The following is a 14,790-nucleotide window of genomic DNA, read 5'->3' as shown; positions in this document are numbered from 1 at the left end:
CATAAAAAACCGATTTTCACAAACCCAAATTGAAGAGTTTTGTGTGAATTTTAGAAGAAATCCCTTGGATATTCAAGCAAAATTAAGAATCTTTAAAAATTTAAATTTCCACGAAAAACGAAGCAAAAAAGTCCACCTTTCAGTAGACTTAGTTTGTTTCTATTCTAATCGGAACTCTGCCGAAATTCTGCTCTGCTATACTTGGCTTCCCTAGTCGGTAAATCTGATCTGCCTTTTGGGTCATGGCATCCCAAGGTTCTTTGCCAATTCGGCTGACTAAATGGACCTGCTCTTTCAGAGATTTAAGGTGTTGCCTGCCTTTTTCGGTAAAGCCAAGGACATGAATGGCTTCTGGTAAGTCACTTTCTCTAGCCTGCACTAAAATATAGGTCAAGAGACGTCTGACACGCGCCTTGGTATAGCGTTTGGTCGCAACAGCTTCCACCAATTCTTCCACAGACTGGGCTAGCTTGATTGCTTCTTTGATACGCACAGCCATTTCTTGATTGACCTGATAGATAGTGGTTAGGTCTGGATTTGACAAGATTTGATAGCGGAGTAAGGGAAAATAGTCATCCCAGCTCACCTTATTGGCTTGCTCAAAGAGGGCAACAGAAGGCATAAAGCGTTCTAAGAAATCTTTGTCCCTCTGGTGCTGACGGAGGGCTGTCGCCGAGGCAAAGTCCACATTCTTGTCCACAGAATGGTAACTCGCTCCCTGACGCTGAATCGGCTGGAGTTTGATGTTGCGTCCTGCAACCGCCTTGGCATAGGCCAGAGCAAGGACATGATTGGGCGTATTGCCTGAAAAATCAAGACCAGCAAATTCCTTCCACATGGCTTGGGTTTTCTGAGGATAGGAGAGAGAATCAGGCAGATTTTCCACAAAATTCTCCATCTCAGCACCTTGCTCTGTGTATAAGTCAGCAATTTTTTGGTAATCCAGAACTTCCTCTGTCCCAAAAGCTAGGCTATCAATGCCCAACCGAGCCAAGATATCCACAGCTCCTTGGCCAAAGAAATCTGCCGCCTGAACACTGACTAAAAAGGGCAATTCCACTACCAAGTCTGCGCCATTTTCCAGTGCCATCTGGGCCCGCGCCCACTTATCAACGATAGCAGGCTCGCCTCTCTGCATGAAATTCCCAGACATGGCAACGATTTTCAGCCCCTCAGCCTGATCCAGCAGGTATTTGTGCCCATTATGAAAAGGATTGAACTCCGCGATAATACCTGTGATGGTCATGATGTTCTCCTACTTCTGCGCGACAAAAAACCAACGTCTACTGGTTTCTGTTGGCTCCTTGTCCTCAAAGTCGGCATAGAGTTTGAAAGACTTGAAACCAGCCTGTTCCAGCAAAATATCATAGGTCAAGACTTCGTATGTACGCTCCTCGTGTACCTCATCGTGGCGACTAAAGGAACCATCAGACTCCTTGATAAAGAAGGTCAACTCATGCACGATGGAGTGAGGTGCAGCGTCCTCGTAGGTATCCCAGAGCATGGCAAAATCTTCTGCATTTTCATGGTAGGAATAGCCAGGAAATACCTCATCTGTCTGGTAAGTCGAATGCACATCAAAAATAAAGACACCATCTTCATTGAGGGCATTATAGACTTCCTTAAAGACATCCCCTACTTCCACCTCATCCTGCATGTAGCAGATAGAGTCCGAATAACACGTGACAAAATCATATTTCCCTGCCTTGGACAAATCCAGCATGTTGCCTTCAATAAAATCAATCTTTTGCTTGGCTGAAGTCGCTCTCTTCTCCGCAATCTTCAACATATCAGCACTCAAATCAAGTCCAGTTACATCAAAACCAGCCTGAGAAAAGCGCACTGACTGGATGCCTGTCCCACAAGCCAGCTCCAAGAGTTTCTTTCTCCCCTTAGTCTTTGGCAAATGACGGAGGGAAAAATCCGTCCATTTATCGTATAAACTATCATCCATCACAGCATCGTAAACAGCCGCAAAAGTTTCATATGTCGCCATAAAACATGATACCAAGAGCCTCCATGGCAAACACCACTCGCCCTCACCTTTCCATCAATTTTCTTCTAAAATAAGCAAATAAACCCAGTTGACTACAACTGAGTTCATCTTCTACGCCAAAGTTTCAGATAAATCTACTGAATTCGCCTCATGCCATAGTTTTTCTAGGTTATAGTGGGCACGCATTTCTTCTGAGAAGATATGCACAACGACACCGCCAAGGTCCAGCAAGACCCAGCCTCCAGCTGCATCACCTTCGACATGGCTGCCTTTAACACCAGCTTGAGCTACTTTTTCACGGATATTATCAGCGATAGCGTCTAACTGACGGCTATTCATCGAGCTCGTGATGACAAAGTAGTCTGTAACACTGGTCAAATCTTGTACATCAAGTGCGAGGATATCCTCCGCACGTTTCTCATCAGCCGCTTTCACGACTAGTTCTAGTAATTCTTTTTCGTTCATTTAGTCCTCTTTCTAGAAAATATGTTTGTAATCTAGGACATCTGCAAAGCGCCCCTCCCAAATGTCCTCATAAAATTCATTTATCGTTTCTGCTGGAATGTCATCACCATCAAACGTTGTGCAAGTTCCTTCTGGAATAATAAGCTGATAGCCATATTCAAAGGCAACCTTGACAGAGGTATCCACACAATATTCTGTCTGCATACCACATAAAACTAATTTTTCAATCCCCTGTTTATCCAAGTATTCTTTTAAACCAGTTTCTTTGAAAATACTGTTATACTTCTTCTGAAAGACCTTTTCATTAGGTTTTCGACTTAAAAGCTCCGATAACTGCCAATCTTCTGATGTTTGAGCTTCAGAGTCCTCAATATGTTGAACATAGATAATTTCGATATTCTTGCTTCTAGCCTGGTTTTGTAAATAAGAAATTTTTTCCAATAGACTATTTGTCTGAAAACCGGTTTCCACTAAAATATTCTGAACATCAATGATTATAAAAGCCGTCCTCATCTAGTCCTCTTTCAAATAGTGCACAAAGGCGTTATAGGTTTCAAGGGTTTGGGGATAGATGGGGAATCCCTGATGAGCTAAATGCTCCACTGTGTGAGCTGTCTCGTAAGCTACTGCCTTATTGAGTGACAAACTTGCAATCTCACGCGCCACGTCCACACCTGGAAAGGCGCGGTTATGCTCGATATAATCTGCGACGTAGACAACTTTATCTAGGTCGCTCATCTGACCAGCACCGACTGTATGAATTTCAATGGCTCGCAGGATTTCTGGATCATGCAAATCCAAGTCCTCCTGAATCTTGTAGATGCCAACCATGCCATGCCAGACATTATTACCCCAGTTTTTGAGGTCAGGGTCTAATTGGTAACGGTCAATCAAATCCAGAAATTCCTGATCTGACAGCTTTTTTGCATAATCATGAAGAAGGCCTGCTAGACCAGCTTTCTCAACATCGACTCCAAATCGCTTCGCAAGCTCTATGGCTGCACGCTCCACTCCCAAGCAATGTGTTAAGCGTTTTTCAGGCAGAAGCTCTGCCATTCTTTCCAACAAAGCCTCTCGGGAACAGTTGATATAGTCTTGGTATGCCATCAGTAAAGCCCCTCCTTCTCGATGTAGTCTAGCACTGGCTGAGGTAGGAGAAAGTTAGGTTTCCGACCTTGGGCAATGAAGTCACGCACCATGCTGGACGAGATGTCCATGAGAGGCACATCCACCCAGATAACTGGATAGGAAGTCCCTGCCTTGTAGCGTGGGCGCTGAACTCCAACAAACTGAACCATGTCGACCAGCTCATCAATTCGGTACCATTTAGGCAGATAGTCCACCATATCAGCCCCGATAATGAAGTAATAATCCGTATCTGGATGTTGCTCTGTCAAAATCTTCATGGTGTCGTAGGTGTAGGAAATTCCCTTGCGCTCTAACTCGATTGTTTCAATGGCTAAGCCTTCAATCCCCTCAATCGCCAACTCAAGCATCTTGAGCCGATGGTGCTCGGGGATGGTTTCCTTTTTATCTACATGAGGAGGTTGGTATTCGGGCATAAGCAGGACTTGGTCCAGTCCCAACTGTTGTCGGACTTGGTCCGCAACGATAAGATGGGCATTGTGAACGGGATTAAAATTCCCCCCTAGAATCCCGACTTGTTTGCGTTTTTTCTCCTTGATTTCTGGCTCCAACTCTACCTTGGTAAAGGGAGTCAATAATTCGATTGCCATAGGCTCGTCTTCCTTTAATTCTCTGTAAAAACAGTTGTTTGGAGTAGGTTTTAGATTTCTTTGACTTTTTTAGAAATCTTGCGATTTTCTTTCTTGCTGGATTGCTTAAACAAGATCAAGATGCGTCCGATTTTTTGGACAGTATCTACACCAATTTCTTCTTCCAAGATTTCAGCTACTTCATGGATGTTTTCATCTGTGTTTTGCAAGAGAGTAACCTTGATCAATTCACGGGCGTCAAGAGCTTGACGTACGCTGGTTTTGATTTGGTCGTTGAGACCATTTTTCCCGATTTGGATGATGGGTTTGAGGGTATGTGCCTGGCTGTTGAGGAAGGCACGTTGTTTTGATGTTAATGACATAATTTCTTAAAAAGAGTTTCTTTTTATACTTTTCTGAAGTGGTGACGGACGTCAGCAAAGTTCTTCGAACTTTCATGACTAAAATTTGAGCCCAAGGTCTCAAATTTTCCGCAGTTGGTACAATCACTTGTACCAACTAACACCACGGCGAAAAGTATTCTCTATGGGCTCGCAATGCTCGCCCAAGTCTATATGACCCTTTCCTTTCTGTGTTTAGATAATTGCTTTGCGTGTGACGACGGCGACGCCTTCTGGTGCCCAGACGGCGACTTTGGCAGTGCCTGTTACGCGGATCCAGCCTAGGCCTGAGATGACCAGGTCTGTCTTGTCCTTAATGGTAAATACATGCTGTACAAGTTTTGGGAAATCTTCTTTTTCCTTACTATTTGGTGGTGTGAGAAGAGTTCCCAGATGCTTGTCATAAAAGGCACTAGCGCCTTCTAGCTTGGTACGGTGGAGTTTGAGTTCGTTGTCAAAAAAAGCAGTAAATCCTTGTTTTTCTCCTGATATAAAGTCAAAGCGTCCTAAACCACCAAGAAACAGGGTTTGTTCAGGGTTAAGTTGATAGGTTTTTGGCTTGATTTCCTTTTTAGGGCTGACATACTTGAGGTTTTTAGCCGTCAAGTAGTGGGCCATCTGGTGGCGGTGGATAATCCCTGGTGTATCGTAGATATAAGATCCGTCGTCAAGCGGAATCTCAATCTTGTCCAAGGTTGTCCCTGGGAAGCGCGAAGTCGTGATGACATTTTGGTCGCCAGTGATTTCTTGGATAATAGCATTGATAAGAGTTGATTTTCCAACGTTGGTTACACCGACCACATAGACATCACGGCCCTTACGGTAGTGTTCAATCTTGTCAATGACTTCCTTAATGGCATGCTTGTTTTGTGCCGAAGTTAGGACGACATCCACTGGACGAAGTCCTTCTTCATGGGCACGTTCCATAAGCCACTGGCTAATTTTGCCTGGTTTAACTGACTTGGGCAGGATATCTTTTTTATTTCCAACCAAGAGGACATCATTGCCCGATACAAAGCGTGGCAAGCCTGGGATGACAGAACCATTAAAGTCAAAAATATCAATGACATTGACCACCAAGGCATCACTGTCTCCTACCTCGTGCAAGAGTTTGAGGAAATCATCGTCTGTCAACTGAACATCTGTGATTTCATTGTAGTGGCGGAGACGGAAACAACGTTGGCAATAGACTTCGCCAGTCTCCAAACCTTTTTCGAGTGCCGACTGGGGAGTGAAACCAAGACCAGCCTTGTCTGTCGTCTGAATGGTTGCTCCACAACCAATACAGAGAATTTCTTCCATAGTTAAATTCCTTTTTTATATGTAATCGGTCCGTATTTTTCAGTGATTTTTCGCATAACACGGCGCTCGCGAGCTCGGTTAATCTGCGTTTTGATGGAGTCATGTTGGACCAAGGGTTTGACTAAGATCGAGCGAATGCCTGCACGGTGAGCTGCTCGTATATCTGTCATAAGTTGGTCGCCGACCATGACCACTTCATTTTTCTCATAGTGGAATTCCTTCATGGCACGGTCAATCCCAAATGTGAAAGGCTTTAAGGCCCAATAAACGTAATCAATCCCAAATTTCTCAACTGCGCGTTGAACCCGTTTTTTGGTATTATTTGAGACCACGATAATGCGGATGCCCGCGTCACGGAGGTCATGTAGCCATTGCTTCATCTCTGGCGTCCCATCAGGGTTATTCCAAGCAATGAGGGTATTGTCCAGATCGACCAAAACAGCCTTGATTCCCTGCGCCTGCAGGCTTGGGACTGTCAGATCATAGACTGCTTCCACAGCAAAATCTGGCATATAGTTTTCAATCGCCATTCTGGCTCCTTTTTTTAATTTCTAGCAATTTTCTTTAAACATTGAGCTAAGACTGCCCATAAAATGAGACTAGCTATCAAAATATAAATCCAAGCATTTGGTTCATCTGTAAACGGTAAGGGAACATTCATTCCGAAGAATCCTGTAATAACCGCAAGGATAGCTAGCAAGACTGAGATAATTGTCAAAGTTGTCAAATTATCATTTAGATTATTATTTAGGATGTTGTTGTAAGAGGCTGAGAGTTGTTGCAAGACTTGAGATATCAAATCTGTCATTGAAACCAACTGATGGGCTTCAATCATAGCATCGTCAAACTGCTCTCTTTCCACCTCATTAAGATTGCGATAAAGTGCATGCCCTTGAATGTGTTCCAAGAGGAGACGATTTTGTTTAGCAGCTGCTGTCAGGTAAACCATACCAGTTTCCAAGTCAGAGAGGGCGAAAAGATTTTTTTTAGTTGTTTTTTGACGAAGAAGTGCACTGATTTCATCCTTACTTTTATCCATCTCTTCGATCACTGGATAGTAAGCATTGCTAATAATCTCTAAACTGGCAAAAAGAAATTTGTAGATTGAAATAATTTCATGGCTTTCAAGGTAGGTTGCCATGCGTTTAATCACATAAGTATTCTTGTGATTGCTGATGGTAATCAGCCGTTGTTTTTCAACGATAAAGGTCATCGGAATCGCTTCATAATATTCTTTGTCTTTTTCTAAATCAAGAACATTATAAATGAAGGTTACCGTCTCCGTTTCACGGTTATAATCCATGTGGGCTCGTTCATTTCTATCTAGAGCATACTCGATGGTTTCCTTGTCCAATCCATAGATGTCAGAAAGATCTTCCATATTTTTAATCTTGTCCACATCAAGGTCTATCCAAGTACGATCGTGACCTAATTTTTTCTCTACAAATAGCATACTCTCTCCTTTACCAAACTCCTTCTATTGTACCACAAATCTGCTAAAATAGTCGGACTATTCAGTACGGGATAAATTACTAACAACGGTAATATTGCGGTTAGGAACAAAGTGAAGGGCTTGATCGTCACCTCGCAGTTGTGTTGTACGGATTCCTACACTAACGACCTTTCCAGAAACGGTAATCGGTCCGTTTGTGAGGACCACTTCATCACCCACATCGAGCTGGCGTTCAAAGAGGATGAAGAAGCCATTAATGACATCGGATAGAAAACCTTGCGCCCCCATCCCAATGGCTACACCAGCAATCCCCGCACCGGCAAGCAAACTAGAAACCGGCAAGCCTAAAATAGACAGGATGCAATAGATTAAAAAGAAATAAAGAATGTAGTTAAAGACATTCTCCAGCAAACGCGAGATTGTCTTTTGCCTTCCTGCATCCCGATTTGAAAATTTAAGCGAGGGCTTGACAATCTTTCGTACAGTCGCGTGAAGCATCTTTTTAGCTATATAAAATAACAGAAACAAAATCAAAAGAGAAATCACCTTGGTCAAGAGATTCTCTAAGATGGTTGTTAAATCAAGTTTATCAAAATAACGTTGAAAAAAATCTTGCATATAAAACTCCTTTTTCCTATTATACCATAAAATCGTCCTTCTCTTTTCTTTCATAATTATTCAATTATCGTCTCCGTTTTCAAAATATCACTTGCCTCTATAGCATATTTATACTATAATTATAAACAATACATTTTGAAGGAGACTGATATGAAACGAATCATTAGAGCCTGGACCAAGGCAAGCCTCATCAAACGAATCCTTATTGGAATGATTTTTGGAGCGACATTGGGGATGCTCTTTCCGAACCTTACAGGAATTGGTCTGCTTGGAGATCTCTTTGTAGGCGGACTGAAAGCCATCGCTCCTATTCTAGTTTTTGCCCTTGTTGCCAATGCCCTTTCCCAACACCAAAAGGGGCAAAATACCAATATGAAAACGGTTATTTTCCTATACTTGCTTGGAACCTTTGCTGCTGCATTGGTGGCCGTTCTAGCTAGTTTCTTACTGCCTGTTCAAATCACCCTGACCAGTGCAAATACTGAAGTCGCTGCTCCTGACGGTATCGGTCAAGTCCTCAGCAATCTCTTGCTCAAACTGGTGGACAATCCCCTAAATGCTATTGTCGAAGCCAACTATATCGGGATTCTCTCTTGGGCAGTCGTCTTTGGTCTGGCTATGAGAGAGGCAAGTAAACACAGCAAAGAATTACTGAAAACCATGGCGGATGTCACCTCTAAAATCGTGGAATGGATTATCAACCTAGCTCCCTTTGGAATTTTAGGCTTGGTGTTCAAGACCATCTCAGACAAGGGCATCGCCAGTCTGGCAAACTATGGTGTCCTCCTAGGACTTTTGATTGCTACCATGGCTTTTGTTGCTCTCATCATCAACCCACTCATCGCCTTTCTTTTTATGAGGAAAAATCCCTATCCCCTTGTTTTGAAATGTCTACGTGTCAGTGGTATTACAGCCTTTTTCACTCGTAGCTCTGCTGCCAATATCCCGGTCAATATGAAACTTTGCCAAGACCTGGGACTGAATCCTGACACCTACTCTGTTTCCATCCCGCTTGGGTCGACCATCAATATGGCTGGCGCTGCCGTTACCATAAATGTCCTGACCCTGGCTGCTGTCAATACACTCGGAATCTCGGTAGACTTTGGGACAGCATTTGTGCTCAGTGTAGTAGCTGCCATTTCTGCCTGCGGGGCATCTGGAATTGCTGGGGGATCGCTTCTCCTCATTCCTGTCGCTTGTAGCCTCTTTGGGATTTCCAACGACTTGGCTATGCAAGTTGTCGGAGTCGGTTTTGTGATTGGTGTCGTGCAAGACTCTTGCGAAACAGCTCTAAACTCTTCTACAGATGTTCTCTTTACAGCGGTTGCCGAGTATGCTACAAACCGAAAACCTCGGCCCTAGTACCTGATTCCTCGTTAAACACTCGATTCTATTAGTTTAGGAAATTCTCATGTCTATCACCCAACGTACGACAAAACTGATCTTGGCGACCTGTCTCGCTTGTTTTCTCGCTTATTTTTTGGATTTATCTTCAGCTGTTTCAGCTGGTATTATCGCCCTCTTAAGCCTTTCTGACACGCGCCGAAGCACACTGAAATTAGCACGTAACCGCCTCTTCTCCATGCTCCTAGCGCTCGCTATCGGCGTTCTAGCCTTTCAGCTTACGGGCTTTCACATATGGAGCCTAGGCCTCTATCTGGCTCTCTATGTGCCTCTAGCCTATAAAATGGGTTGGGAAATCGGCATCACCCCTAGCAGTGTCTTGGTCGGTCATCTCTTGGTACAGGAGTCTACTTCCCCAGAGCTCTTGCTTAATGAAGTACTCCTCTTTCTCATCGGGACAAGCTTTGCTCTATTGGTCAACCTTTATATGCCCTCTCGTGAGAAAGCCATCCAAAGCTACCACCTTCAGGTCGAAGAAAAGTTAAAAGACATCCTGCTTCGCTTTAAATACTATCTGTCAAGAGGAGACGGACGCAATCAAGCCCAACTCGTTGACGAATTGGATGAGCTTCTTGAAGAAGCCCTCAAGCTGGTTTATTTGGATCACTCGGACCACCTCTTTCACCAAACGGACTACCACATCCACTACTTTGAGATGAGACAGAGACAAAGTCGCATCCTGCGAAATATGGCCCAGCAGATCAATACCTGTCATCTGGCCGCAAGTGAGAGTTTGATTTTGGCCCAGCTCTTTTCGAAGATTGCTGCCCAGCTAAGTCAGACCAATCCTGCTCATGACCTACTTGATGACATCAAACGTTATCTGCGAGTCTTCCGCAATCGGAGTCTCCCTAAAACACGTGAGGAGTTTGAGACCCGCGCCACCCTCCTGCAGCTACTACGCGAAGCCGAAACCTTTATCCAGGTTAAGGTCGATTTTTACCAAAAATATGGAAACTAGAAAAACCTCAGAAGAATTCATGTAACATGATTTCTCTGAGGTTTTTAATTTACCTTTGACTTCAATTACCTTTACTATATGAAAATAAATCCAAATTCCACGAATCAAAATCATTCGGGCACTTGTCCTAATGAAGTGTTTAGGGAAGCTGCCATAGCGGTTACCGATTGTTAAATTACGACACTGAGTTTTACAAATCGATTTCATTTGTAAAACTCAGTTAGTGAGGCAGTTAGGCAAGTCTAATAGGACTTGCCGTAGCCTACTTAGATTGCTATGCAATCAAGTAGACTTACTGAATCACATTTTTTCCTCCAACTCTACATCTGGATACTTGTCCGTAAACCAGCGGAGGGCAAAGTCATTTTCAAAGAGGAAGACTGGTTGGTCAAAGCGGTCCTTAGCCAAGATATTGCGGCTTGATGACATCCGTTCATCCAAGTCCTCAGGCTTGATCCAACGAACGGTCTTTTTACCCATTGGGCTCATGACTACTTCTGCATTGTACTCGCCTTCCATGCGGTGCTTAAAGACTTCAAACTGGAGTTGTCCCACAGCCCCTAGCATGTACTCGCCAGTTTGGTAATTCTTATAAAGCTGAATGGCTCCTTCTTGCACCAATTGCTCAATCCCTTTGTGGAAAGATTTTTGTTTCATAACGTTCTTAGCAGAAACTTTCATGAAAATCTCAGGGGTAAAGGTTGGCAGTGGTTCAAATTCAAACTTATTTTTTCCAACTGTCAAGGTATCCCCAACCTGATAAGTACCAGTATCGTAAACCCCGATAATATCACCTGCCACGGCATTGGTCACATTCTCACGACTTTCCGCCATAAACTGGGTGACATTAGAAAGCTTGGCAGTCTTCCCAGTACGAGGAAGGTTAACACTCATCCCACGCTCAAATTCGCCCGATACGATACGGACAAAGGCAATGCGGTCACGGTGACGAGGGTCCATATTGGCTTGGATTTTAAAGACAAATCCTGAGAAATCCTTGTCATAAGGATCCACAATTTCTCCGTCTGTTTTCTTGTGCCCATGTGGTTCTGGAGCAAACTCAAGGAAGGTCTCAAGGAAGGTCTGCACCCCAAAGTTAGTGAGGGCTGAACCGAAGAAGACCGGAGTCAGTTCTCCTTCAAGAATAGCTTCTTCCGAAAATTCATTTCCTGCTTCTTGCAACAGTTCGATATCGTCCTTAACCTGAGCGTAGAAAGGATTGCTGCCAAAAAGCTGGTCACCATCTTCTAGACTGGCAAAACGCTCATCCCCTTTATAAAGTTCTAAACGTTGGTTATAGAGGTCATACAAGCCCTCAAAAGCTTTCCCCATCCCGATTGGCCAGTTCATTGGATAGCTGGCAATCCCCAATACTTCTTCTAGTTCTTGCAAGAGATCCAGTGGCTCACGGCCATCACGGTCCAGCTTGTTCATAAAGGTAAAGACTGGAATGCCACGGTGTTTGACAACCTCAAACAATTTCTTGGTTTGGGCCTCGATACCCTTGGCAGAGTCGACGACCATGACCGCAGCATCCACCGCCATCAAGGTACGATAAGTATCTTCTGAGAAGTCCTCGTGCCCTGGGGTGTCAAGGATGTTGACGCGCTTGCCATCATAGTCAAACTGCATGACAGATGAGGTTACCGAAATCCCACGTTGTTTCTCGATATCCATCCAGTCAGACTTGGCAAAAGTCCCTGTTTTCTTTCCTTTTACCGTACCAGCCTCACGAATCTCGCCCCCAAAGTAGAGCAACTGCTCAGTAATGGTTGTTTTCCCCGCGTCCGGGTGAGAAATAATGGCAAAGGTACGGCGTTTCTTGATTTCTTCTTGAATAGTCATAAGTTCTCTTTCTTTGATTTTCTATTTTTAGTTGTTTCAGTAGTTAAGAATGATTTTTACATTGGATTTTACTATTCCTTTCAACTCTCCATTATATCGGATTTTGGGGAGTTTTTCAATTTCTATTTTCCGTTAGAGTTTCCCCTGTCCCCCCTGTAATTTATTAGCGACTGGTATTTGACACACACATACAAGTATATTATTTGATATCTGAGTTGCTGCTTCAAACATGGGATAACAAGACATTACACACATTACTCATACATATGGTCACTTAATTGAAGAGAAAGAAAAATAAATGTGCTTAGAGAATTATTAAGTAAATAATTTTTTCTACAAAAGATTAACTAAAACTGACCAAATTTAAAAAAGAAGCTGAGCAAAAAACTTCTAAATATCAGAAAACGAGTATTCCCATAGTTGGAGATACTCGTTTTCTTATGTCATAATTCATAATTAAAACTCAACGATACAGTTAAGATCATTGGGTTTAACAATTTATTATTTTATAAGTTATCAGCTAGGGATCTAACCAACAAATACAGTACAGTGAATTTACATTAGTAAGTATTAAACAAAAGTCTATTCTTAAATGAAAAAGATTGACCGATGATGGGGCGAAGTAGCAGATACGATATAATTAAGACTCTTCTTTATTGCATATATCTATTTCTCTTGGATATGGTTCATATTTTACCGCTTCCCAAAAAGCCTCATTGTCTAGATATCTTAAATCTGCAAAGGCTAAAACCTTTAATGCTTGCCCTGCTTCCCATAAATCTTCTTTTACGGTTATCTTTCGGCATGATGAAAATGCTGACATTTTTACTATCTCCTTTACTCATTATATTTATCATATAATGTTTTTAAAAAATCAAATTCAGTTCCTACGGAAACTATCGCTTGTGGATCATCAAATATCCTTGAAGGTAGAGTATACATATACGTTTCCATACTTGATATATAATAGCATAGAATATTGACCCGTTCAAGTATTATAGGGATTATGAAATCAATCAAAAACTCTTCATCCATAAATGGACGACTAAGGTTTGTCCAACTAAAGTCTAAAAATCCATATATTTTAGGAAACTCTGAGAAACTTTTTGCTGTTAGTATGAAAACAATCCCTCTATTACCATCTTTAATCTTATAGATGTGAGTTAGATTCTTAGAAAACATCAATGCCTTCATATCTTCACTTAAAGGACACCTTACACTATCTCTAAGGTTCATTCTACCATCTTCAACAAAAAATTCCGAATATTGCAATTCAGCTAAATCCTGAAAAGAATTTAGCTTATTCATATCAAAATCTTTAGGAAATAATCTCAAACTAATTTTTAGTGAGGTATAAAGGCTTTTAGATAAAACTTCCTCCAAATCATTAAAAATATCACCAAAAGTATGTTTTGTTAGAGTTGAAAAACTTTTATAAGTATTTTCTAAAACTTTACGCCTATAATCATCTGTGCTCGAAGATTCGGGCTTAGGCACTCGCCTATATTCTTTTGAAGCTTTAGATAAATGCCATACATCATGTTTTGAAGCGCTGGACATATATTTAGAAACAGCTTTAGTGTAATCATTGTAAAATAAATATGTTGCTATTTTCGACCAAGAATATAAGAATATGGAGACTACAACAATCACAAGAACTATGTAAGAGGTATATCTCCAGAAGTGCTCTTCTCCAAGATTAGATTTTATTTCTAAGAATGTAAACCAAAAAGAAAAACCTGATAGACCCGTAGTAACAATAAAGCTGAATGTGCTTATAATGGGGTGTCGCATAATCGAATCCCAAATATAACTGATACTAATATCAATATTTTTTAACTTTTTCATCGAATACCTCCACGCAAGTATACAATTCAATTATATCACTTTTCCTAAAATTTAGCTCAAAGTTTAATTTTTTTTACAAACTTGGATAAAAGCTTTCCCTTGTAGTCAAATATATCGAAAATCATGACAATTCTAGCAAAAATGATATAATAAAACAAAAGGAGATGTAATCATGTTCAAAGAATTTGGTGTAACCAATTTAGAAGTGACAAAAGATGCTATTTGCAAGAATCCAAGCAACCCTATTTTGCGCATGTATGATGACGATGAATTAATTGGAACCTTTAGTATTCTAACCGGAGAAGTCTTGGAAAATTTGGACTTGGCAGACTATGACATTCGTTTTGCTCAAAAGCAAATTGAGTTAAATCGCGATAACTACCTTGAAACATGGAAGGACTACGTGGGACTACTACATGCCTAAATATTCTTTCTTAAAGTATGGTATTGAAATTCGTCCTAACGAACATAACCATAAAGGTCAAAAAGCGCATATTCACATTTATATCCACGGATAAGAAGTGGGTTCAATGTTTCTGAACGGTGATTTGAGAGATGGTAAAGTAAAAGCAAAAAACATAAAAATAATAAGGCAATATGTTTTAGAAAATGCAGATGAACTTCAGGCTTTATGGAATGAATACCAAAAGAGTACATATTAAAATCAAAGAATCTTAGTTTGCTAATCAACGACAAACAAAAACTATCTAGCAATTTTAATACCTGATACTAGGGAGCTTATTCCCCTTGCAATTTTTAAAATAAATGTTACAACGAATATA

Annotated in this window: 17 protein-coding genes and 1 pseudogene; 4 read left to right on the top strand and 14 right to left on the bottom strand. The window is 41.6% G+C overall.

Annotated features, from left to right (window positions below):
* Nucleotides 1–148: 148 nt before the first annotated feature.
* From HMPREF9188_RS02875 to HMPREF9188_RS02825, 11 genes are all read right to left on the bottom strand, one after another.
* Nucleotides 149–1,246 carry a nucleotidyltransferase gene (locus HMPREF9188_RS02875; RefSeq protein WP_009729846.1) on the bottom strand — a complete coding sequence of 366 codons (1,098 nt, stop codon included), beginning with the start codon at nucleotides 1,244–1,246 and terminating at the stop codon, nucleotides 149–151.
* A 9-nt stretch (nucleotides 1,247–1,255) separates the two neighbouring features.
* Nucleotides 1,256–1,996: a class I SAM-dependent DNA methyltransferase gene (locus tag HMPREF9188_RS02870; protein ID WP_009729845.1), complete on the bottom strand. Its 741-nt coding sequence runs from the start codon at nucleotides 1,994–1,996 to the stop codon at nucleotides 1,256–1,258.
* A 111-nt stretch (nucleotides 1,997–2,107) separates the two neighbouring features.
* Nucleotides 2,108–2,461, bottom strand: a complete 354-nt coding sequence (gene rsfS / locus HMPREF9188_RS02865; RefSeq protein WP_001003021.1) for a ribosome silencing factor — start codon at nucleotides 2,459–2,461, stop codon at nucleotides 2,108–2,110.
* Between the two features lie 12 nt (nucleotides 2,462–2,473).
* Nucleotides 2,474–2,974 (bottom strand): cysteine hydrolase family protein, encoded by a 501-nt coding sequence (locus HMPREF9188_RS02860; protein WP_009729844.1) that lies wholly within the window; start codon nucleotides 2,972–2,974, stop codon nucleotides 2,474–2,476.
* Entirely contained in the window at nucleotides 2,975–3,568 is a 594-nt protein-coding gene (yqeK, locus tag HMPREF9188_RS02855) for a bis(5'-nucleosyl)-tetraphosphatase (symmetrical) YqeK (RefSeq protein WP_009729843.1), read from the bottom strand.
* Nucleotides 3,568–4,197, bottom strand: coding sequence for a nicotinate-nucleotide adenylyltransferase (locus HMPREF9188_RS02850; RefSeq protein ID WP_009729842.1), 630 nt, complete (start codon nucleotides 4,195–4,197; stop codon nucleotides 3,568–3,570). The genes yqeK and HMPREF9188_RS02850 overlap by 1 nt, the downstream gene beginning before the upstream one ends.
* Nucleotides 4,198–4,247: 50 nt before the next feature.
* Nucleotides 4,248–4,559, bottom strand: coding sequence for a ribosome assembly RNA-binding protein YhbY (yhbY, locus tag HMPREF9188_RS02845; protein ID WP_000060169.1), 312 nt, complete (start codon nucleotides 4,557–4,559; stop codon nucleotides 4,248–4,250).
* Nucleotides 4,560–4,772: 213 nt separating this feature from the next.
* Nucleotides 4,773–5,879: a ribosome biogenesis GTPase YqeH gene (yqeH, locus tag HMPREF9188_RS02840; protein ID WP_000391189.1), complete on the bottom strand. Its 1,107-nt coding sequence runs from the start codon at nucleotides 5,877–5,879 to the stop codon at nucleotides 4,773–4,775.
* Nucleotides 5,880–5,881: 2 nt separating this feature from the next.
* On the bottom strand, nucleotides 5,882–6,409 hold the full coding sequence (locus HMPREF9188_RS02835) for a YqeG family HAD IIIA-type phosphatase (protein WP_000963744.1): 528 nt from the start codon (nucleotides 6,407–6,409) through the stop codon (nucleotides 5,882–5,884).
* Nucleotides 6,410–6,423: 14 nt separating this feature from the next.
* Nucleotides 6,424–7,332: a magnesium transporter CorA family protein gene (locus HMPREF9188_RS02830; protein ID WP_000899718.1), complete on the bottom strand. Its 909-nt coding sequence runs from the start codon at nucleotides 7,330–7,332 to the stop codon at nucleotides 6,424–6,426.
* Nucleotides 7,333–7,389: 57 nt separating this feature from the next.
* Nucleotides 7,390–7,950, bottom strand: a complete 561-nt coding sequence (locus HMPREF9188_RS02825) for a mechanosensitive ion channel family protein (RefSeq protein ID WP_001150568.1) — start codon at nucleotides 7,948–7,950, stop codon at nucleotides 7,390–7,392.
* 150 nt (nucleotides 7,951–8,100) lie between these two features.
* Between HMPREF9188_RS02825 and sstT the strand changes: the two genes are divergently transcribed.
* Nucleotides 8,101–9,312, top strand: coding sequence for a serine/threonine transporter SstT (sstT, locus tag HMPREF9188_RS02820; protein ID WP_009729841.1), 1,212 nt, complete (start codon nucleotides 8,101–8,103; stop codon nucleotides 9,310–9,312).
* Between the two features lie 49 nt (nucleotides 9,313–9,361).
* Nucleotides 9,362–10,315, top strand: coding sequence for an aromatic acid exporter family protein (locus HMPREF9188_RS02815; RefSeq protein ID WP_000029014.1), 954 nt, complete (start codon nucleotides 9,362–9,364; stop codon nucleotides 10,313–10,315).
* Nucleotides 10,316–10,615: 300 nt separating this feature from the next.
* Here the strand turns inward: HMPREF9188_RS02815 and HMPREF9188_RS02810 are convergent, their stop codons facing one another.
* The 3 genes from HMPREF9188_RS02810 to HMPREF9188_RS02800 all read right to left on the bottom strand — a co-directional run bounded on the left by HMPREF9188_RS02810 (nucleotide 10,616) and on the right by HMPREF9188_RS02800 (nucleotide 14,008).
* Nucleotides 10,616–12,160 carry a peptide chain release factor 3 gene (locus tag HMPREF9188_RS02810; protein WP_009729840.1) on the bottom strand — a complete coding sequence of 515 codons (1,545 nt, stop codon included), beginning with the start codon at nucleotides 12,158–12,160 and terminating at the stop codon, nucleotides 10,616–10,618.
* Between the two features lie 640 nt (nucleotides 12,161–12,800).
* Nucleotides 12,801–12,983, bottom strand: a complete 183-nt coding sequence (locus tag HMPREF9188_RS02805) for a hypothetical protein (protein ID WP_009729839.1) — start codon at nucleotides 12,981–12,983, stop codon at nucleotides 12,801–12,803.
* A 14-nt stretch (nucleotides 12,984–12,997) separates the two neighbouring features.
* The gene (locus HMPREF9188_RS02800; protein ID WP_009729838.1) at nucleotides 12,998–14,008 is read right to left on the bottom strand and encodes a hypothetical protein; all 1,011 of its coding nucleotides are present in this window, start codon (nucleotides 14,006–14,008) and stop codon (nucleotides 12,998–13,000) included.
* Nucleotides 14,009–14,180: 172 nt separating this feature from the next.
* Between HMPREF9188_RS02800 and HMPREF9188_RS02795 the strand changes: the two genes are divergently transcribed.
* Together HMPREF9188_RS02795 and HMPREF9188_RS10685 are read left to right on the top strand one after the other, a co-directional pair.
* The gene (locus HMPREF9188_RS02795; protein ID WP_009729837.1) at nucleotides 14,181–14,432 is read left to right on the top strand and encodes a hypothetical protein; all 252 of its coding nucleotides are present in this window, start codon (nucleotides 14,181–14,183) and stop codon (nucleotides 14,430–14,432) included.
* Nucleotides 14,425–14,670, top strand: a pseudogene (locus tag HMPREF9188_RS10685) (DUF4160 domain-containing protein). The gene HMPREF9188_RS02795 and the pseudogene HMPREF9188_RS10685 overlap by 8 nt, the downstream one beginning before the upstream one ends.
* The last annotated feature ends 120 nt before the right edge of the window (nucleotides 14,671–14,790 follow it).

This window comes from Streptococcus sp. F0441 (assembly GCF_000314775.2).
Taxonomy (GTDB): domain Bacteria; phylum Bacillota; class Bacilli; order Lactobacillales; family Streptococcaceae; genus Streptococcus.
This window is presented reverse-complemented; position numbering and strand designations above follow the sequence as displayed.